This is a genomic window from Micropruina sp. (genome assembly GCF_047606365.1).
Lineage (GTDB): Bacteria > Actinomycetota > Actinomycetes > Propionibacteriales > Propionibacteriaceae > Micropruina.
In genome coordinates this window covers 1-20,165 of record NZ_JASGEN010000128.1, presented here as the reverse complement: position 1 = coordinate 20,165, position 20,165 = coordinate 1, and the positions used below count along the sequence as shown (strand labels likewise).

The 20,165-nt window shown below is 67.6% G+C and carries 18 protein-coding genes; 4 read left to right on the top strand and 14 right to left on the bottom strand.

Going from position 1 to position 20,165, the window contains the following annotated elements:
- The 4 genes from QM624_RS14715 to QM624_RS14700 form a co-directional block, all read right to left on the bottom strand.
- Nucleotides 1-4,086 carry a hypothetical protein gene (locus tag QM624_RS14715; RefSeq protein ID WP_415093097.1) on the bottom strand — a complete coding sequence of 1,362 codons (4,086 nt, stop codon included), beginning with the start codon at nucleotides 4,084-4,086 and terminating at the stop codon, nucleotides 1-3.
- A gap of 112 nt (nucleotides 4,087-4,198) precedes the next feature.
- Nucleotides 4,199-4,948, bottom strand: coding sequence for a molybdenum cofactor guanylyltransferase (locus QM624_RS14710; protein WP_415093096.1), 750 nt, complete (start codon nucleotides 4,946-4,948; stop codon nucleotides 4,199-4,201).
- Nucleotides 4,949-5,362: 414 nt separating this feature from the next.
- Nucleotides 5,363-5,878: a putative immunity protein gene (locus tag QM624_RS14705; RefSeq protein WP_415093094.1), complete on the bottom strand. Its 516-nt coding sequence runs from the start codon at nucleotides 5,876-5,878 to the stop codon at nucleotides 5,363-5,365.
- Nucleotides 5,875-6,477, bottom strand: a complete 603-nt coding sequence (locus QM624_RS14700) for a putative immunity protein (RefSeq protein WP_415093092.1) — start codon at nucleotides 6,475-6,477, stop codon at nucleotides 5,875-5,877. Before QM624_RS14700 ends, QM624_RS14705 begins: the two co-directional genes overlap by 4 nt.
- An 88-nt stretch (nucleotides 6,478-6,565) precedes the next feature.
- Between QM624_RS14700 and QM624_RS14695 the strand changes: the two genes are divergently transcribed.
- Entirely contained in the window at nucleotides 6,566-7,273 is a 708-nt protein-coding gene (locus tag QM624_RS14695; protein WP_415093090.1) for a MerR family transcriptional regulator, read from the top strand.
- Between the two features lie 22 nt (nucleotides 7,274-7,295).
- On the opposite strand, the gene QM624_RS14690 is transcribed toward QM624_RS14695, so the two are convergent.
- Nucleotides 7,296-7,730, bottom strand: a complete 435-nt coding sequence (locus QM624_RS14690) for a molybdenum cofactor biosynthesis protein MoaE (protein WP_415093088.1) — start codon at nucleotides 7,728-7,730, stop codon at nucleotides 7,296-7,298.
- Nucleotides 7,731-7,781: 51 nt separating this feature from the next.
- On the opposite strand from QM624_RS14690, the gene QM624_RS14685 reads away from it, so the two are divergent.
- Nucleotides 7,782-8,453: a SanA/YdcF family protein gene (locus tag QM624_RS14685; protein ID WP_415093086.1), complete on the top strand. Its 672-nt coding sequence runs from the start codon at nucleotides 7,782-7,784 to the stop codon at nucleotides 8,451-8,453.
- A gap of 103 nt (nucleotides 8,454-8,556) precedes the next feature.
- Here the strand turns inward: QM624_RS14685 and QM624_RS14680 are convergent, their stop codons facing one another.
- The 3 genes from QM624_RS14680 to QM624_RS14670 are packed head-to-tail and all read right to left on the bottom strand — an operon-like array spanning nucleotide 8,557 to nucleotide 11,636.
- On the bottom strand, nucleotides 8,557-9,378 hold the full coding sequence (locus QM624_RS14680; protein ID WP_415093084.1) for an aldo/keto reductase: 822 nt from the start codon (nucleotides 9,376-9,378) through the stop codon (nucleotides 8,557-8,559).
- A gap of 39 nt (nucleotides 9,379-9,417) precedes the next feature.
- On the bottom strand, nucleotides 9,418-10,212 hold the full coding sequence (locus tag QM624_RS14675; protein WP_415093082.1) for a DUF2182 domain-containing protein: 795 nt from the start codon (nucleotides 10,210-10,212) through the stop codon (nucleotides 9,418-9,420).
- Nucleotides 10,209-11,636 (bottom strand): tyrosinase family protein, encoded by a 1,428-nt coding sequence (locus QM624_RS14670; protein WP_415093080.1) that lies wholly within the window; start codon nucleotides 11,634-11,636, stop codon nucleotides 10,209-10,211. Before QM624_RS14670 ends, QM624_RS14675 begins: the two co-directional genes overlap by 4 nt.
- Before the next feature lie 332 nt (nucleotides 11,637-11,968).
- On the opposite strand from QM624_RS14670, the gene argS reads away from it, so the two are divergent.
- A complete protein-coding gene (argS, locus tag QM624_RS14665) occupies nucleotides 11,969-13,612 on the top strand; it encodes an arginine--tRNA ligase (RefSeq protein ID WP_415093078.1) in 1,644 nt (547 codons plus the stop codon).
- Nucleotides 13,613-13,755: 143 nt separating this feature from the next.
- On the opposite strand, the gene QM624_RS14660 is transcribed toward argS, so the two are convergent.
- The 6 genes from QM624_RS14660 to QM624_RS14635 all read right to left on the bottom strand — a co-directional run bounded on the left by QM624_RS14660 (nucleotide 13,756) and on the right by QM624_RS14635 (nucleotide 18,964).
- Entirely contained in the window at nucleotides 13,756-14,784 is a 1,029-nt protein-coding gene (locus tag QM624_RS14660) for a hypothetical protein (RefSeq protein WP_415093076.1), read from the bottom strand.
- Nucleotides 14,781-15,293 (bottom strand): SigE family RNA polymerase sigma factor, encoded by a 513-nt coding sequence (locus QM624_RS14655; protein ID WP_415093074.1) that lies wholly within the window; start codon nucleotides 15,291-15,293, stop codon nucleotides 14,781-14,783. Before QM624_RS14655 ends, QM624_RS14660 begins: the two co-directional genes overlap by 4 nt.
- 222 nt (nucleotides 15,294-15,515) lie before the next feature.
- Nucleotides 15,516-16,574 (bottom strand): FtsX-like permease family protein, encoded by a 1,059-nt coding sequence (locus QM624_RS14650; protein ID WP_415093072.1) that lies wholly within the window; start codon nucleotides 16,572-16,574, stop codon nucleotides 15,516-15,518.
- Between the two features lie 32 nt (nucleotides 16,575-16,606).
- A complete protein-coding gene (locus QM624_RS14645; RefSeq protein WP_415093070.1) occupies nucleotides 16,607-17,245 on the bottom strand; it encodes an ABC transporter ATP-binding protein in 639 nt (212 codons plus the stop codon).
- A gap of 10 nt (nucleotides 17,246-17,255) precedes the next feature.
- Nucleotides 17,256-18,383, bottom strand: coding sequence for a peptidoglycan-binding protein (locus QM624_RS14640; protein WP_415093068.1), 1,128 nt, complete (start codon nucleotides 18,381-18,383; stop codon nucleotides 17,256-17,258).
- A 77-nt stretch (nucleotides 18,384-18,460) separates the two neighbouring features.
- Complete coding sequence (locus QM624_RS14635; protein ID WP_415093066.1) at nucleotides 18,461-18,964, bottom strand: hypothetical protein; 504 nt, start codon at nucleotides 18,962-18,964, stop codon at nucleotides 18,461-18,463.
- Between the two features lie 705 nt (nucleotides 18,965-19,669).
- On the opposite strand from QM624_RS14635, the gene QM624_RS14630 reads away from it, so the two are divergent.
- A partial coding sequence (locus QM624_RS14630; protein WP_415089254.1) for an AAA family ATPase occupies nucleotides 19,670-20,165 on the top strand: 496 nt, incomplete at its 3' end.

Below are 20,165 nucleotides of genomic sequence, written 5' to 3'. Positions count from 1 at the left end.
TTACTCCTGGGCGAAGGCGAGGCAGTACTCGGACCACAACGGTGAGGTGAAGTCGGGCTGCACGCCCATCACCTCGGCGAACGTCGGATCGCCGTTGCTGCCGGCGAATTTGCGTTCACAGGAGATCTCGACCGACGCCGAGAAGCAGAGCACCTTCACCTTGACGGTGATCACGGCCTTCCCGATCAGCTTGCCGCTGGGGAAGTCGTAGGTGAGCGACAGGTACAGCTCGATGGAGGCGCTGATCAGGCCGAGCACGTCGACCTCGCCGCGCAGCCGGAAGTAGGCGGTCAGCGAGCCCTTGTCGGCCTCCATCCGCAGGTAGAGGCCGAGCGCCATCGACACCGAACCGGACGCCACCCCCAGGTTGATCGACAGGTAGGCACCGGCCTCCAGACCCAGTTCCAGCACTTCCAGGCCGCGCGGGGAGAGCCGGATGCCGAACCAGCCGCCGCCGCCCAGGCAGAGCACCGCCAGGTTGAACGGACGCTCCCGGGTGCAGAAGCCGAAGCCGACCGAGACGATGTCGCCAAGGAACGGCACCCGGACGTCGGCGGACAGCGACATGTTCGACAGGCTGAATACGCCGATCGCCAGGTTCGGCAGTTCCAGGGTGAAGCCGGCCACCACGCCCTCGGGCGAGACGTCCACATAGGGCGGGTCGGAGAAGCCGTCCAGCGGGATCAACTGCTTGATCCGCTCGACGAAGGACAGGATGCCGACGAACTCGATGTTGCCGACGGCGGCGTCCACCTCGACCTTGCCGCTGCTGCCCGCCTTGAACGACAGATGGTCGAACGGCAACTTCGCCATCGGTTCGCCGGGCGGCAGGATCAGCGCGAAGCCGCGCAGTTCGGCCAGCACGTCCGCCTTGGGATGGGCGCCGGCCTGACCCTCGACGGCCAGGGTGAGACCGCGTTCGGGCAGCTGCAGCACCGGCTTGTTCTCGTTCGGCCAGGACTGCAGCTTCGGCTGCCACTTGAACGAGAACCGGGCGTCGGTGACCGCGGTCGCGATGCCCTGGACGAAGTCGATCACCGACTGCACCATCTCGACATCGGACGCCGCGGTGCGCAGCGCAGTGGTGAGCGAGGTGAGCCGGTTCTTGGCCAGCGGGGTCAGTTTCGCGGCAGCCGCTTCCACGGTGGTGAGCGCGGCGGCCAGGTTGCTCAGCGCGGCGGCCAGCTTGCCGGGGGCATTGGCCAGGTCGCCGGGCGCGTCGATGATCGCCTGCAGCACGCCGTCCGCGGCCACGATCACCTGGTTGACCAGATCCTGTGCCGAGCTGAGCGCGTCGTTGGCCTTGGCCAGCACCTCGTTGGCCAGTGCGTTCCGGCCCTGTTCGACCAGGTCGTCGGCGGTCTGCTGAGCCTGGGTGAGCGCCTGCTGGGCCTGCGCGGCGGCGTCGGTGATCGCCTGCTTGAGTTCCTTCAGGTCGGCCATCAGAGCCTCGACCTTGGCCAGCGATTCGGTGACCAGGGACGGTGCATCGTTCAGGTCGACGCCGACCGCGTCCAGGATGTCGATGAGCGAGATGAAGCCGAACAGTTTCGGCAGGGCGTTGGCGAGGAACTCCTTGGGGTCGAAGCCGCCGGTGGCCGTGTTCGCCAGATCGCCGACAGGTCCGGCCTTCCGGGAGAGTCCCTCGATCGGCAGCGACGGTGCGATGAAGCCGCCCGCGCCGCCGGTGGAGGTGCCGCCGGTGCCGAAGCCGAGGGTGGTGGGCGAGGTCAGCTCGGCCCACACCTGGCCGGTGTTCCCGGCCTCGAAGCCGTTGTCGAGCCAGGCCTGGGCGTACTTGATCTGCTGCGGACCGGTCGGCTTCATCCGCTCCACCGCCGGAATGGTGGCCCGGGCGGTGACCAGGCTCGGCACCGAGGTGCCGAGCTGCGGGGTGCCGGTGAAGCTCAGGCCGACGGTCGGCACGGAGTTGTCCACGCCACCCGGCTCGGACGGCGCGAAGGCGATGCTCTGGCCCAGCCCGTTCGTCTCGCCCAGGTTGCTGAACGCCTTGACCGGGTCGTTGTTCGCCGGGAACGGTGGCTTGAAGTGCTCGGCGACCCAGACCAGCGGGGTGGGCAGCTTCACCTCGCGGCCGTCGGCGTCCAGGCAGTGCAGCACGAACTGGAACGGCGCGCCGCCCACGTTGGGCACGAAGAAGGTGTCCTGCGCGGCACCCGGATCGGGCGACAGCGTCGGGGTGATGGTGGGCACGATCTCCACCCGGGTGAACGGCAGGTTGCGGGCGGCGTAGGTTTTCACCGGCTCGCCGACGATCAGGAATTTGCGCTGATAGAGGGCGGCCCGCGGGTTGGCCTTGTCCTTGATCTTGCGTTCGGTGACCTTGACCAGGGTGGCCCGGTGCCCGAACGGGAACAGGTAGCCGGGGTAGGCGACCCGGACGTACTGGTCGCGTCCCATCGGAGCCTCGTGGTCCCAGGACAGGATGGACGCCATTCCGGGTTGTTGCTGCGACCAGGGCAGCGTCTGCCATTGGGCGTGCAGGTCGAGCCAGGCGCCCAGGCTGGACAGGTACAGCCGGGTGCCGTCGATCGGTGCCGGGTCAGTGATCTTCACCCGGTTGCGGGCCCAGGTCTCGCTGGATTGCCGCACGATCATGTGCCGGTCCTTGGAATCCAGCGACATCCGCATCGGCACGTTGTCGTGGCCGAACTCGGTCGTCGCCCAGTTCGGGAAGCGCTCCCGGTCGCGCGCCCAGACGGCCCGGATCCACTCCGGACCTTCGACGACCCCGTCGTCCTGGCGATGGCCGAGCCGGGTGTGCCACAGCTCGACCGCGGTGCCCGAGCCGTCCGGAACCGGTTGGTCGGCGTGCGTCCAGCCACTCTCCGACGACGGCGAGATGACCAGCCGGAACGGCGCCTCGATCGCGGTCTCGGCCAGGCCGGCGGGGCGGCTCAGCTTCTGCGGGTTGCGCGGGATCAGGATCGGGCCGGCGACGATCCGCGGGTCGACGACCAGCTTGCTGATCGAGACTGTGGCTGCCGGTCCGCCCAGGGTCTTGCGGACGTCGGCGAGGGTGCGAGCGAGCTGGGCGACACCCGTGGTGGTGTCGGCGGCGTGCACCTCGGCCATCGGTGGGGGTGCGGCTCCGGCCAGCACGGCGCGGTCGAGCAGGCCGGCATTCACCAGGACGGCGAGCTTGCCGGGATCGAACGTCGTGAAGGTGGCCGTTCGGGCCGGACCGGCGGTGGCCAGCGGATGCACCGCCATCGGGTAGCGGGCCAGGGCGTCCAGGAAGCCGGTGGTGCTGACCTCGACGGTGTCGCCGGCCGGCACGGTCACCACGAGCCGGCTGGCCCGGGCGGGAATGCCGCCCACCGGTGTCGGCGGCACGCCGTCCGAAGGGTCGGTGACGTTGGTCGGTTTCTCGGTGGGCTTGGATTCGTTCGGGACGGGGACGGTTTCGCCCTCGTAGGTGGCCTGCTCGCCGAGGTGCTGGAAGGGCAGCGTGAAGATCAGCAGCGCCGGGCCGGGATCGCGGGCGGTGAGTGTGCCGGCGTCCAGGTCGAAGCCGCTGGTGCTGACGATCAGTGACACCAGGTCGGACGACCGGATCACCTCGAAGCTGTGCTCGACCTCGATCTGCTGCGCCGGCGGGACGGCGAGATCGCCCAGGTCGGGCAGATGAATCGGGACTCGCCAGATCGGGTCGAGCCTGTCGATCGGGACGCGAGGATCGAGGACGGGAGGGGTGAGCACCGGCTTGAGCCCGCCGACCGGGAGGCGTCCCCGGCCTGGATCGAGCGGCTGTCCTCCGCCGACCGGGCGCTCCCGTTCCGGTATCCGCTCAACGGGGATCCGTTCGACGGGAACGCGTTCGACGGGAGTGCGTTCGACGGGCTGGTTCTCGACGGGCTGCCGTTGGACCGGGATGCCATCGATGGCGCCGCCGACGGGGCGATCGAGGCGCACCTTGCGGCCGGCCGCCGCGGGCTGTTCCGGCTCGGCGGGTTTGCGCTTCTTCGCGGACGCGGCGATCTTTGCGGACGCGGCGGCGTCCAAGCGCGCCGCCTTCGCTGTGCGCTTCAGGTTCTTGCCGGGCAGTTCGGTCGATCCGGACACGGTGACCTCCTCCGGAGTGCGGTCCAGCAGTCAGTCTTGACCGCTTTCCGGCCGGTCACCACGGGAAAAATTGCGTAGTATCGCGAGGCTCGTTCAGCCACTCCGGGAGGCGTCAGGAGATGCCGGCCGCCCTTGCCTCGTCCGGGGTGTCGACGTCGGCGGCGATGCCCGGCGCGGGGATCTGCCGGACGTTCAGCCCGGCCATCAGCCGACGCACCGACAGCGACCGGGTGACGCCCGCCGCGGCCAACTGAGCGTCGAGTGCCGCCCGGTGGTAGCGGGCAGCCAGATACTGCGGGTAGCCCTCCGCGTCCACCAGGCAAACACAGTCGAGGGCGTCCCGCTGGTCGAGCGCTCTCTGCGGGTCTGCCGTCCGCTGGTCGAGCTTGTCGAGACCCTCCTCCGGGTCGGCGATCCGCTGGTCGAGCTTGTCGAGACCCTCGTCGGCCGCCTTTGACTCCTCGCTGGTCGAGCTTGTCGAGACCTCGGTTGCTGCTTCGGTTTCGACCCACTCGACCAGCGGCGCCGCGTCCAGCACCGCCACAATCTCGGCCACATGCGGCAGGTCGCAGGCCAACAGCAGCACCTCGTCGCCGGGCTGCGCCGGCGGCAGCGCTGCCATTCCGGCGGCGATGCCGGCCACCGGACCACCGAAGGGCGGGTCCTCCAAAGTGCATGTCACGCGATCGGCGCCGACGTCGTCCGGCAGATCCGGAGTGACCGCGATGATCAGCTCGCGCGCCGCGCAGGCGTCCACCGCACGCGCCAACAGGGACCGGCCGTCGAGTTGCAGCGACCGCTTGTCCCGGCCCATCCGGGCCGAGCGTCCTCCACCCAGGATGATCGCGAATCGGCGCTGCATCGGGTCAGCGTAGACGGTCGACGATGGCGGGCAGTGAATAGGGATCCCTATCCGGGCGCAGTCCCGCCCACCGCTGGTCGAGCTTGTCGAGACCTTCTGATGTGGGCGGGCACAGGGGTTTCGACAAGCTCAACCAACGGGCGGGTACGGCCGCAATCCCGACCACCGCGGGTCGCGCTTGTCGAGACCTTCCGATGTGGGCGGGCACAGGGGTTTCGACAAGCTCAACCAACGGCCGGGGTGGGGCTGCTTTGCGTGGAAGCACCGGGTGATGAGATCCCGGCGTTCGCCGGGATGACGACCGCTTCGTGGCGCGGGGCTGGCCCAGTTGCGAGGCGAGTCGCTGGGGGAGCGTCATCCCGGGCTTGCCCCGGGATCTCCGTCGGGCACGCTAGCCAGCCGCGCCTGACCGCGTCAGCAGTCGAAGACCGACCAGCAGATGTCATTGCGCAGCCGCTGGTCGTCGAGCACCAGGTCGCGGATGGCGTCCGGGAGTTGCTCACGCTGCCAGCGGCACTCCGCCCGTCCCAACTCGTCGGCGCGGCCCGCCGGCGCGGCCGCCCGGACGGCCTTGATCGCGTAGGCGGCCGCCCCCAGCTCGTGCGCGGCGACATGTGCGACGGCGCCCGCCTGGCCCGCGGCGTACGCGGCGAATCGGGGCGCACCGCGCAGGTCGCGGGCGGCACCCATCGCGTGTCCGCCGGCCGCGCGCGACTGCATCATCGGCACTTCGCCGCGGGTCCAGGCCCGGATATGTTCGATCGCCTGACGTGGCCTTGGGTCGTCCGGTTGGACCGTCTCGAACAACGGCAGTACATGCTCGGCGCAATCGGCCGCCCACAACGCCAGCAGCCGATGATCGGGGTCGGTCAGGGTGCCGCCGCGGCGAATGGTGATGAAGCGCGGATCGCGAACCGCGGGCAGGATCATCGGCCGGCCACCACGTCCGGGTAGGCAGCCGAGCTCTCCCCGGCGGCGCGGCCATCGGCGCGCAGTAAGTCGTCCAGACGCCGCATCAACTGGGCGATCCGGCTCCGTCCGCCGGCGGCGACGGGGTAGCGGCTGACCACGTCGATCAGTAGCGGCGTGGCCGATCGGCGTGAGCGTTCCAGTCGAGCGTCAGCCAGCGCCGGGTCTCCGCCACCCGCCAACTCGCAGATGTGCGCGGTGGTGGCGGAGGCGCGCAGGATGTGGCCCACCTGGTCGGCGTCGGCGATCGGATGCAGATAGGCGGCGGACGCGGCGTCGCCGGCGCAGCGGGCGGCAAGTCGGGAGATCTCGGATGGGGCAGATCGGGCGGCCCGGTGTGCGTCCAGTGCGGTCACCCGCTGCAGCTTTGTCCGGGCGGCCCCCTCTGCGAAGCGCCGGGCGGCCTCGATCGCTGCGCGTGGACGTGGATCGTCAGGAACCGCTGCCTCGAACACCGGCAGAACATCGGTGGCGTCGGCCATGACATAGCGCGCCACCTCTCGGAGTTCGTCCATGGTCAACTGGAAATCGCCGGAGACGATGCTTCTGTCCGATGTCATGTTCCTGAATCGTATCCATGAAGATTCGGTGGAGGATTGTCCGCGAAACCACACAGACATATCCATGAAAACCTCAACAGGAGGTCAGATGCGGCCGGTGGATCTGGCTCGGCGGCACCAGCTCTCGACGCAGGCCGTCCGCAACTACGAGGATGCAGGCATCCTTCCGGCGGCGCGACGAACCCGTACCGGACACCGGCAATACAGCGAGGTGCATCTGACTGGCCTGGCGGCCTATTTGGCGTTGGTCAGTGCGTACGGCTCGGCGCGGAGTCGGCAGATCATGCAGGCGATGACCGGCGGACGGCGCGATGCCGCGCTGGAGATCGTCGAGGCGGGCCAGCAGTTGCTGAGCCGTGACCGCGACACCCTGCGCAGGGCGGAGGCGGCACTGGCCGGCCTAGACGGACTCGGTGACGACCTGGCGATACCGGCCGTCGGCGCAGCATTCAGCATCGGCGAACTGGCTCGCCGCCTCGGGCTCAATCCGGCCACTGTGCGCGCCTGGGAGCGAGCCGGCGTGCTGACTCCCGCACGGGATCCGCGCACCGGGCACCGCCGGTACAGCGCCTCCGATGTGCGGGATGCCGAGTTGGCGCACCTGCTCCGTCGTGGCGGCCAACCGCTGGACGGCGTCGCCGTCGTCCTGGCGGAGCTGCGTGGTGCGGGGAGCCGAGGTGCTTTGGCCGTGACCGTCGAGGAATGGCGGCGCGACCTCCGGCTTCGCGGTATCGCGCAGCTGCGGGCCGCGGGAAAGCTCGCCGACTACATCGACGCCCTGGACCAGCCCGGCTGAGTTGCCAGGTTTGGGAGGACGGCTACGGGCAGTTCGACCATTCGGCGGTGCCGTCGGTGAACAGCTGCCGCTTCCAGATCGGCAGGCGTTCCTTGATCCGGTCGACCAGGTCGGAGCAGGTGGTGAACGCCTGGGCGCGATGGGAGGCGGACACCGCCGCCACCAGCGCCAGGTCGCCGATCGTCAGGGTGCCGACCCGGTGTTCGACGGCGATCGCGTGGACGCCGTCGCGTCCGGTGAACTCTGCGGCGACCTCGGCGAGCACGGCGTCCGCACTCGGGTGGCCGACGTATTCGATGCCGGTGACGCTGCGGCCGTGATCGTGGTCGCGGACCACGCCGGTGAAGGTGACGGTGGCGCCGGCCCGGTCGTCGGTCACTAGCGCGGCGAGACCGACGACGTCCAACGGTTGATCGCGGACGGCGGTTGCCGCCACCCGGGCTGGTGAGGTGGTCATCCCGGCGATTCTATGCCCGGTCATAGTGGCGATGCTGCGTAGCATCGCGGCATGACAGCTGGCTCCGGAAGCGCGCTCGGACGGTTCGTGGGCCGGCTGGCCGCCGTGGGTACGGTGCTCGGCGCGGCGCTGATCGTCGTGCCGGCCTGGTATGTCCGCAAGGTCAGCGACGATCGGATGAAGAGCGTCGACGAGGTGCCCGCCCAACCGGTGGCGCTGGTGCTCGGCGCCGAGGTGTACGCCGACGGGCAGCCCTCGCGGTACCTGCGGGCCCGGCTGGATATCGCCCGCGAGCTGTTCGACGCCGGCAAGGTCGAGGCCATCCTGGTCTCCGGCGACGGCACCCGGCACTACAACGAGACCGGCGGTATGCGCGACTACCTGATCGCCCACGGGGTGCCCGCGCACCGCATCGCCGGCGACTACGCCGGCTTCGACACCTACGACTCGTGCGTGCGGGCCAGGAAGATCTTCGGTGCGACCCGGGTGATCGTGGTCAGCCAGAGCTATCACCTGCCCCGCGCGCTGACGATCTGCCTGGCGATCGGCCTGGACGCCTGGGGCGTCGGTGACGACACAGTCCGGAGCAACCAGGAGATGTGGTCCTACGGCACCCTGCGCGAGCTCGGCGCCAACCTCAAGATGATGTGGGACCTGCTCAGCCGACGCCGGCCCGTCCTCGGACCCCACGACGATTCCCTCGACCGCGCGCTGCAGTCCTGAATCGGACGCCGCCGTCGTTGGTCGAGCTTGTCGAGACCTCTCTGACGGCGCGTCCTCGGTTTCGACAAGCTCGATCAGCGGTGGGGTCGATAAGCGGCTGAGTTCAGCGCCGATTCATGGTCTCCGGGTTGGAGCCGACCCGGTTGCCGGAGTCGACCCCGTCGATAGCGGTCATGTCGTCGGCGGACAGCTCGAAGTCGAAGATGTCCGCGTTCTCCCGCAGCCGTTCGGGGCTGGAGGCCTTCGGGAAGACGATGATGCCGCGCTGAATGTGCCAGCGCAGGATCACCTGGGCGGGCGTCCGGCCGAGTCGTTCGGCGATGCCGACGATCACCGAGTCGTCCAGGTCGGCGCGGCGTCCGAGCGGGCTCCACGCCTCGGTGACGATGCCCAGGCTGGTGTTGAAGTCGACCAGTTCGAACTGGGCAAGGCTCGGGTGCACCTCGATCTGGTTCACCGCGGGGACGATGTTGCTGGCGTCGAGCAGTCGCTTCAGGTGCTGCTGATGGAAGTTCGAGACACCGATCGAGCGGGTCAGCCCCTGCGCCTGCAGCTGCTCCATGCTCTGCCAGGCCTCCACGTAGGTGTCGAACTGCGGCGTCGGCCAGTGGATCAGGTACAGGTCGACCTGGTCCAGGCCCAGCTTCTCCAGCGATTCGGCCAGCGCGGCGGGGGCGTCGGTCTGCCGGTTGTTCCACAGCTTGGTGGTGACGAAGATCTCGTCGCGCGGAATGCCGGACTCGGCGATCGCCTCGCCGACCTCGCGCTCGTTGCCGTAGATCGCGGCGGTGTCGATGTGCCGATAGCCGTTGGCCAGGGCGAACGCCACATGCTCCTTGGTTTCCTCCGGCGGCATCAGGAAGACGCCGAGGCCGAACTGGGGAATGCGGTTGCCGTCGTTGAGGGTGATGGTGGGAACGCTCACGTTGCTCCTCGATCGGGTGTGTGCGGGTCGAGGCCGAGCCTACGCGGCGTCCAGGATCGCCAGGCCGGCGACCGCAAGTCCGGACGCCAGCCAGCCGAGCGCGACCATCGCTCGCCATCGCTCCGGACGGGTCAGCAGCTTCTGAGCCGCCATCACCACTGCCAGCGCCACCGTCGCCCACCACGGGTGTCCGGCGAGCATCAGCACCACCATCGCCGGTCCGCTGACCAGCAGGCAGACGACGCCGTGCCGCAGTCCGTACTCGACCGCGGCCGCGTCGGCGGACGGCCCCGCGAAGCCGACCGGCAGGGTGCGACAACAGCCGCGCAGCGCACGCCGCTTGATCGGGGTCAGTTCCCACGCCCCGGCCGCCAGCACCAGGACCGCCAGCGCGGACGCCGGAACCGGCCCGGGCATCATCGCTAGGAACATGCCGGGAGCCAGCCAGGCCGCGAGGTAGCCGAGGGTGAACAGGGCGAGGGTGCGCTGGCGGCGGGTACGCCGGGTGTTGAAGCCGAGGTAGCGCAGATGCGGGACGGTGGTCGGCAGCATCATCGCGATAACCATCAGCAGCCAGCTGAGCAGCTGGGTATCGATCGGGTGCCAGTGGACGGCGGCGCTGTCTGAGGTGTGGTGGTGGCCGGATGTCAGCGCGCCCGCTGGCTCGAACCAGTCGAGGACGAGGGCGAGTCCGATCCAGGCCGCTGCGGCGAGTAACAGGGCCAGCCATTCGGGGTGTCGGTCCAGTCGGTTGCCAAGTTGCTGACGCCAGGAGGGGGTCTCGACAAGCTCGACCAACGGTGGTTCTGCGAGCTTGGTCGGCAGGGTGGTCATTGGATCAGCAGCGCGATGGTGCCGATCACCACCTCGGGTTCGGGCGGGGCGTCCTCGGCGATGGGATTGACCGGGGCGAGGGTGGCGCGGAACTGCTCGGCGTCCCAACGGTCCTCGGCGTCCAGCCGCTGCACCAACGCGGTGATGTCGAACTGGTAGCTGAGTTCGTGCTCGGCGTCCGGCTGTTGTGATTCGAGCAGGCCGAACAGGGGCAGCGTGCCGACCAACACGGGCTCGCCGCTGGTGGGGTGCAGGAAGACGCCCCATTCGGCGCTGGGCAGCCGGTCGGCGCGGATGTGTTCCACCGACACCAGGAACCGCTGGGCGGCCCGGGTGGTCGGCGCGTCGGTGGGGAAGCTGACCTCGGTGGCGTCCTCGGTGAGCCGGACCGGTGTCTCGGCCGCCCCGACCCGTTGTGGCGGACGGCGATCGCGCGGGCGTTCCGGGCCACGGTCGGGAGTGGGCATCTGTCCTCCTGCGCCCGCCGAGGCGGGGATCGAGGTGTCGGCGTAGCTGTAGCCAAGGTTGGCCAGGTTCAACACACTGCCGCAGGTCGGCTCGATGCGCAGGCCGGAGGCGTCCAGGAACTCGAAACTGCGGTCGACGAAACGGCTGCCGGTCGGGTCGAGACCGATGCCGGTGTTGCCGCGCCAGACCTCCCACAGCCGGTCGAGGTTGGCGTGATGCAGCCAGAAGATGGCGTCGCCGGCGGCCTGGTTGAAGTCGCTCATCTTGCCGGTCGGCCCGCCGACGAAGACGTGCACCGAGCCGTGCGGGGTGATCTCCAGCGGTCCGGGAATGGCGTTCGGGGCGCCGGCGTGGTTGAAGCCGGTCTCGGTGCCGGCGAACGCGGGGTCGAACTGGCTCGAATAGGGAGTCGCGAAAAACCACCCGGCTGCTGTGGTCTGGGCGGGCTGCAGCCGGGCCAGCCGCGGTTCGGGCTCGCCGCGGAACCGGACGGGCGAGTTCACGCCCAGGTCGCGGGCCGGGTCGAACAGTGGGTTCGGGGAACCGTCGTCGAGAGTCGGGGCGCGGAACGCGGGCGGCAGCGAGCTGGATTCGGGACGGTCGTAGTCCCAGTAGGGGAGTGCCCAGGTGGCCTTGGTCTCGTCGTCCACCTCGTCGGATTCGGCGATGATCGAGCGGCAGATCGCTTCGAACGCATGCAGGTACATCCGATGCCAGGGTAGGAAGTACCAGCAGAAGTGTTGACAGGTGTTGCGCAGCCCGTCGTTCGGGTCGGGAAACATGCCGTGCACCTGGGTGTGGTGGCTCCACCAACGGTGCTGCGGGCCGCTGTTGCGCTTCAACTCCCGGACGGCCACCGCATAGGCGGCGATGATCGGATGCGTCGGTGCGCCCTCGGGCTGCAGCGTGTAGACGTCCTGACGAACGAGGGCTTCGGCCTGAGGCGGTGTGAGCATGGCTCCTCCAGGGGCGGTGTCCGTCCGATCCTGCCAAGGCGGCCGCACCGGCGACAGGGGTAGTTCTGCCACCGGCCGAGGGCCTATCCGCGATTCGTCTGAAATCGACCCCAGAGTGGTGGCTGTGTCGAGAGGTCTCAGGCGGTGCTGAGTTCGTCGAGACCCCGACTCTGGGGTCGATATCAGAACACTCTGGACTTGCCACACCCGGAGGACCGGCGCGAGAGTCGGCCAGAATGGGTCGTGGCACTCGCGAAATGACGGTGTGCCGAGCAGCCGGGCATCGACCGACGGGTGGCCCGTTTCGACAAGCCTGGCCCGGCGGCGGGAAGATGGATGACGTGCTTTCCCTGCCCGTGTTGCTGACCGAACGTTTCCAGGCTGTCACCGGGGTCGATCCGGAGCTCCGTCCGGCGACCAAGCCGCAGTTCGGGCACTTCCAGTCGAATGTGGCGCTGCGCCTGGCGAAGGCCGAGGGCAAGCCGCCGCGCGAGATCGCCCAGCGGATCGTCGCCGAGGCCGACGTCGCCGACCTGTGCGAGCCGCTCGAGGTGGCCGGCCCGGGCTTCATCAACATTCGGCTGCGCTCCGATGTGCTGGCCGGGGTGGTGACCGGCATCCTGCGCGACCCGGACGGCGTCATCGAGCAGACCACCGATCCGCAGCGGGTGGTGATCGACTACTCGGCGCCCAACGTCGCCAAGCAGATGCACGTCGGGCACCTGCGGACGACGATCATCGGCGATTGCTTCAACCGTGTGCTGACCGCGGTCGGGCACGACGTGTTGCCGCAGAATCACATCGGCGACTGGGGCACCCAGTTCGGCATGCTGGTCGAGGAGGTGCTGGACGAGGGGATCGACGCGTCGGCGCTGACTCTTCCGGAGGCGGAGGATTTGTATCGTCGCGGGTCGCTGCGGTTCCGGGAGGACGCCGAGTTTGCCGCTCGTGCACGCCGCCGGGTGGTCGCACTCCAGGCTGGTGACGAGCTGACTCGCACGATCTGGCGCGACCTCATCAGCATCTCCCTGACCGGCTTCAACGCCACCTATGACCGGCTGAACGTGAAGCTGACCGACGAACATCTGGCCGGGGAGTCGATCTACAACGATGATCTTGCCGCCGTCGCCGCCGAACTGGAGGCCAGCGGTGTGGCTGTCATCGATCAGGGGGCCTTGGTCGTGTTCGTCGACGGCTTCAACGCCCCGATGATCGTTCGTAAGTCCGATGGTGGCTACGGATACTCGATCACAGATCTCGCGGCGGTGCGGTATCGGGTGCGAGAGCTGCACACCAACCGGATCATCTACGTCACGGATGCCCGCCAGAGCGACCACTTCGCACAGGTGTTCGCCGTGTGCAGACTCGCTGGGTGGCTGCCCGATGACGTCGTTGCACAGCATGTGGGCTATGGCATGGTGCTCGGCCCGGACGGCAAGCCCTACAAGACCCGTGAGGGCAAGGCGATGCTCCTGTCGGACCTGCTCGACATGGCAGAGGAGCATGCGTCACCGGAGATCGCGCTCGCCGCTATCAAGTACGCCGACCTTTCCAGTGGATTGCAGAAGGACTACGTCTTCGACGCCGACCGGATGACGGCCACCACCGGCAACACCGGCCCCTACCTGCAGTACGCCCACGCCCGGGTGAGCGGCATTCTGCGCAAGGCCGAAGCGGAAGGCTGGGCCTCCGACGGTGTCACCGTGCTGGACGATCCGGCCGAGCAGGCACTGGCCCTGCTGCTGTCCCGGTTCGGCGAGGTGGTCGCCGAGGTCGCGACCGGACTGCAGCCGCACAAGCTGTGCACCTACCTGTCCGACACCGCCACCGCGCTGAGCACCTTCTACGAGCGCTGCCCGGTGCTGAAGAGCGAAGGTGAGGTACGGACGTCGCGACTGGCGATCTGTGCTGCCACCCGGACGGTGCTCGCCAAGGGACTCGACCTGCTCGGGATTGTGGCGCCCGACCGGATGTAGACCTCTCCTCTGGAGGGTTGAGCTTGTCGAAGCCCGGTCTCTGCGGATGCGCTGATCAAGAGCCGCTCCATGACGTGAATGATCAGCGCTTTCCCAAGAGGGAAAGGTCTCGACAAGCTCGACCAGCGGTGGTCACCCAGCGGTCAGCTGCTGAGCTTCGGCGTATAGGTGATTCGCTTCCCGGTGCGATCGGTATAGGCGATGGAGCGCACCAGGCGATGCGTCGAGGAGTCGGAGTGCACCTCCTGGTCGGATAGCACGAAGTACCAATGGGTGCCGTCCGGCATGGTTCCCACTGTCCAGCGGGCCTTCTCGGCTGGCGTGATGGTGACCGCCGTGGCGTCGGAAGGAAGCCTGCCGACCGAGGCGCGCCGATCCACGCTCGACAGAAAGATCCGTACCTCGGCATCCGAGGAGCGTTCCCAGACATGGGCCACCCAATAATTGTCGGGAGGACCGAAGACGCCCCAGGCGTCTTGCTCGGCCTCGCGATAGAGGGTCAGTGTGGTGCCGTCGATGGCCAGCCCGGCGCTGGGCAGCACGCCGTTCTGGGTGTGAACCAGGCCGTCCGACCCCATCCATACCAATCGACTTGCTTGCTCGTCGCCGTGAAGCCAGGTCGCGGTTAGGGTGACGCCGGTCTGCCGGTCGGCCCAGCGCCGAAGGTCGTCAGGGGTCCGACCGATGGTCTGAACGGCGTCCACCACATCGGGGATCAGTGCGATCTCGAGGCGGTCGTGTACGCGGGCGGAGAAGAACTGGCCGGGCGGGGTGACATAGCTGTTCCGGCTGATCTCGCCGGGCCTGCCGACGACCTCCTCCGTGACCGTGATCAGCACCTGAGCGGCGGTGCTTTCCGCCCGTACCGTCACCAGCTGACGAACGACCGGATCGCCCACCGTGAAGCCGAACACGCCGGTCGCTGTGCCCGGCCGCACCATCGCGCTGGCCAGTGGGGCCGGCTGCACAGTGACCGGACGCGGAGCGAGAGCGAACCAGCCCAGTAGACCGGCGGTGGTCACGGCCGCGCACGCCGCCACCAACTGGCGGATGCTTCGCTGCCGGTGACGACCCTCGACCAGGGCGATCACGTCCACCGCCCGGACGTTCGGGTCGGCCTCTTCGGCGAGTTCACGCAGGCCGTCGCGCAGCCTGTCCTCGGCGATCCTCATGACAGGTCTCCTTCCCTCATTGGGGCGTACCGGGCGCGCATGCCGGCCAGTGCCCGCGAGCAGGCGGACTTGACCGCACCCACGCTGATGCCCAGGCATTCCGCGGTCTGCGCCTCGGTGTAGTCGTCGAAATAGCGCAGCACGACGATGCTGCGCTGCCGCGGGGTGAGGGTGGCGAGCATGCGCTCCACCTCGTCGCGGTCGCTGACCCGATCGTGGGGCCATTCGTCGGACGGCGGATCCGCCCATTCGGCCGGGACCGGACGGCGCCGGCGCCGGTGGTCGATGCTGAGGTTGACCAGCACCCGGCGGGCGTAGCCGGTCGCATCCTCCAGCCGGACACGCTCCCAGGCGGCATAAGTCCTGGTCAACGCCTCTTGGACGAGTTCATCAGCGAGATCCTGGCTGCCGGTCAGCAGGTACGCCGTCCGGCCCAGATAGGCCGACGACGACGTCACGAAGACGGTGAACTCCGCCTCCCGGCGGGACCGTGCGCCCATCCCGACCATGCGATCTCCTCCATCGACTACCACTCTCTACGCAGCGGAGGTCCGAATGGTTGCCTCTCGGCGAGAAAGAGAGGAGGACAGGTCGTTGAGCGTCTCGTCTCATCGGCCCATCAGCCGCACCAACACGACCAGGGTGGCGTGGAGTTTCCGGGTGCGATGGAGAGGCTTGATCAGTGCATTCTTGGGCGTTTCGCAGGACGCCTTAGGCATGGTGCCGGGTTGCTAGGGCGTTCTCATCACGGTGACCGGGTCGAGTCTGGCCGCGAATGCGGCGGGGGCGAGTGCGACGAGGGCCGCGGTCAGGACGGCGAGGGTTCCGACCGCGATGGTGAACGCGATCGGTGTCGCGATACCGATGGTCAGGTTGTAGACGGCGCCGGCTGTGCAGCCGAGGATCGCACCGATTGTGGCGGTGATCGTGGCACGTCCGGCGACCAGTGTGATGAGGTCGGGTCTGGTGATGCCGAGGGTGCGGCGACGCCCGAGATCGCGGCGATGTACCAGCACGTCGGTAAGCACGACGGCGGCGACGAACAGTCCGCCGATGGCGAGAATGAGGAGCAGCAGCGTCCGGCCGGCATCGGCCAGTTGATTGTTCAGGTCTCGGGCGGTTTCGGCCAGAGTGGCTGGTGATTCGACGTAGACGCCCTGCTGATCGGACGGTGCCAGCACCGCCATCACGGCGGAGACCGTCGGCCGGGTGGTGGTGATGCTGTTGATCACCGCTCGTAGTTCACGCCCCGGCTGGTCTGGGGTGGCGGCCATAAGAGCCCCCGCCGCCAGGTCTGCGTTGGAATCGGTGGGGGTGAACGAACCGACGATGGGGTACTGGGTGAGGCCGTCGGCAGTTTCCAGGTAGCCGACTGGTTCCGCCAGGTTGAGCGTGGAGAGCAGAGCGGAGGAAATCAGCACTTCACCGGGCTGTGGCAGCCTTCCACGGACGGTTGCCACCACGTCAGCAATGTCGCCGAGGACAGGCCACACCGGTATCCGAACCCCACCCGGACCGACCGCGCCGTTGACCACGTCGAACGGCGCACCCAGGGCGTTGGCCTGCTCGATGGTCGACATGCCTTGGATGGTGCTGAGCGTCCTTGTGTTGATGAAACCCAGACTCTTGGCGTCGACCACGGTGAGTTTGCGGGCGCCGGCTTGCTCAAGCCTGTGGGCGACTTCGGCCGCAGCGGCGGCCGAGCGGCCGATGGTGGCGAGCGAGGTGAAGCACATGGCCGCGACCACCACCACGATCAGCAGCGAAGGTAGCTTCGCTGCCCAGGTCATACTGAGCGCTTCACGAACCTGAGTTCCCCACCTCACAGCTGCACCACCTCATCGACCTGCTCCAGGACGAACGGGTCGTGACTGGCAATGATCACTGTGCTCGCATCGAGCCGGGCAGTCCCGGTCAGAGCATCGAGGACCAGGGCCGCATTGTCCCGGTCAAGGTTCCCGGTCGGCTCGTCAGCGAGTATGACGTCTGGGGAGTTGATCAGCGCGCGACAGACGGCCAGACGCTGGGCCTGACCACCGGATACCTGCCCGGGGCGGTGCTCCGCGCGCTCGACCAGTCCAAATCGTTTCAGCAATTCCCGTGCCCGCGGTAACTGCTCCGATCGTCGCCCACCCGCATACAACGCCGGTTCGACCACCGAATCGATCACCTTGCGGGTCGGGTCCAGCTCGGAATCCTGGAACACGAACCCGATCCGCCTGGATCGGATGAATGCGCGTTCGGAATCACTGACGTGAGAAACAGGGCGGCCGTCGAGGTCAACCGAACCGGCGGTGGGGGTGAGTAGCAGGCCCAGCACATACAACAGCGTCGACTTTCCACGCCCGGACGGCCCGGTGACCGCGGTCACCGCGCCTGGCGTGAACTTGTGGGTCAACCCCCCGAACAGCTCTTCACCCCCCTTGCGGTAAGCGAACGACACGTCGGTGATGCTCATCATCGCTGCATCCTCAGCGGCTAGGGCTCGGCTGAGCCTGCGGCGCCATCGACTGGGTGCCACCGGCCAGTACCTGGACACGCTCGCCGACCGTGACTCCCTTGACCACCGCGACACCGTCCTGGGAACCCAGCACCGTGACCGTCCGCGATGCACCCGCGCCATCAGCACTCACAACAGTGACCTGGGTCGATCCGTCGGGATTGGTGAGCAGCGCCGCCACCGGGACAGCCGGTCCGGTCGCGGGCGGCACGACCTGGACTTCCGACATGACAAAGATGTCCTCTCCCGCGCCCTCCAGGTTGCAGTTGTTGCCGCACACGGGCCCGCCGGAAGGGCTGGACAACAGCAACCGAGTCTCGCCGTTCTCGGTCGTGGTCGAACTGCTGATGATCGCCTTCCACTTCTTGCCTTGGAGCTCCATGGACACCGTCGCGTCCTGTGGAACCAGCCTGGCCTGGTCGCTGGAAACCACGAGGGCGAAGGACGGTTTCCCTGCGGTGAACACCACCTTCTCGCCCCCCGAGAAGATCGCACCCAACCGCAGCACTTTGGCGTCCAGCAGCACGGGGCTCGGCAACCGGCGGACGGCCACCAGTTCGCCGAGTTCGACAGTGCCGGATTGTTGGAGGCCGAGCTTCTTCTGCCAGGCACGGACGGCCCGGTAGGTCGCCGAGTCGAAGTACCGCCCCTTCGTGCTCAAGTACTTCATCTTGACCAGCGCGTTGCGCAGCTGGGCAACGTCGGTGCCGCGCATGCCGTAACTCAAGGTCCGATAGAACGGCTGGGAACCCTGCACCACCCGCACCGGCACTGCAGCAACCCGGTACAGCACATCCCCGACCTTCTTTGAACCCGACTTGCCGGTCGAGGTCACCACGCCGGCCAAGGAGTTCACCGCCAGGGCAGACTTCCCTTGCGACACCGTCACGTTCAGGTTCAACACTTTGCCGACCGTCTGTTCCTTGACCTCGACGACGACAGACTCCGCCGGCGCATCACTCACAGTCGCGGCCGGCTGCATGGTCACCCTGCCCGCCCAGAAAGCAGCCGTGACAACCCCGACCACCAGAAGGACCGCAACCACCCAGCGAGCTACCCGCGCGCGCCGCAACCTCGCGGCCGGTGTCTTGTCAGCCATGGCGGAATCGTACGGTCTGGGCTGCCAACGGTGGCGCCGACTCCCCTAGGGTTGCCCGAACCAGCGCTACTTCCGCGCTATTCACCGAATACGACAGAGTTGGGCGGCTGCGGAGGGCACAGGCCCAGTATCTTCTCATCGGAGGATGGATAACCTTGCCAGTCTCCACCGGAGGCAACGTACGTGGCGCGGCTCGATGGTGGCTCCACGTTCGGATATCCGTTCTTGGCAAGGCATGGAATCAGCCACTCCACAGTGTAGTCGTAGGCCACACTCAGCAGTGCCGGGCTTGGTGGGCGCATGGCTCGAGCATCTACCGTGTACTTCGCCTCACACTCGAAGAGTGCTTGGTTGTATGCCGACTGTTGCGACGGTGGAGCTTGGCCGCTGATGCCTGTGCCGCCGGCGCTGGGAGTGACTGTGAATCCACGCTCGCCCATGCATGTGGAATAGACCGCGCCGCGTTGGTCCGGGTAAATCCATCGAACTAACGCTGGCGCTGTACTCGGATCGACGCTCAACTCCTTGGCCAACTGTGCCAAATAGCCATCGCGCAGGGTTTTGGCCTCGGCCTCGCTCACGGTCTCACGTGGTACGGGCTCCTTCGGCCGCCACCCATCATTGGGGCGAGCGCTCGCCGACGGAGATTCCTGCACAGGCGCGCTGGCCTGAGTGCATCCAACGAGGAGGGGAACGATCAACGCTCCGACCACAGCACGCAATCGTGAGTCGCGGCTCACGCGTGTACGCAATACCCGTCCCACAAAGTGATCGAACCGGTTGAGCTCACCGTGACTTTGCCCGACCTAACCGTGGAGTACGCATAGATCGTGATTTGCGACGGGTAGCCGTATCCGGAATTCGTTGCACCGGCCGCGTTGACGTACAGCGAGAACGTGCCTCTCACTTTTCCTGCAACAACATGCTGACTGGCGCAGGACACGTTCTCGCTCCAAGGTCCGTCAGCGCGAGCTGTTGCGGCAGGGGCCAGAGCGAATAGCAACCCACCTGCGGCAACGGCTGAGCGCAACTTCATGATGGTCTCCAAATCCTTCGAGAGAGATGCAGCGACACTAGTCCCAATCTGTAGCAATGGGAAGCAATTGCGACAAACGCTAGCTGACTGACAGATCTAAATTAGTCGATTCCACCTCCTTGCGTGAATCTCCATACGGGGTCTCACAGGGCTCTCTTGGAACGAACCTCAAGAGCTGGGACAAGCCCCAGGCTGGCCATCTGAGTGACCAGGCAGCCCGAGGGTAGTTCGCTTCTGTCACGATGGGCGGATGAATGCAGTTGCCGAATCCCACACTGTCGACGGACTGTCCTTCGCTGATGCTCGGTCGATCGTTGCTGAGGTTCTGGCCCAGGTGGATCGAGTGGTGGTCGGCAAGCATGACCAGCTGGCGCTGGTGCTGGCAGGAGTGCTCGCTCGCGGTCACGTGCTGCTGGAGGACCTGCCCGGCGTGGGCAAGACGCTGGCCGCCAACGCGTTGGCGACCGCTCTGGGTTTGGAGTTTCGTCGTGCCCAGTTCACTCCGGATTTGTTGCCGTCGGATCTGACCGGGTCGTCGGTGTATGACCAGCAGCATGCTCGTTTCGAGTTCAGGCCAGGGCCGGTGTTCACCGGTCTGCTGCTGGCAGACGAGGTGAATCGGACGCCGCCGAAGACGCAGGCGGCGCTGTTGGAGGCGATGCAGGAGCGGCAGGTCAGTATCGACGGCGACACCAGGGCGTTGCCGGTGCCGTTCCATGTCATCGCGACCGCGAACCCGATCGAGC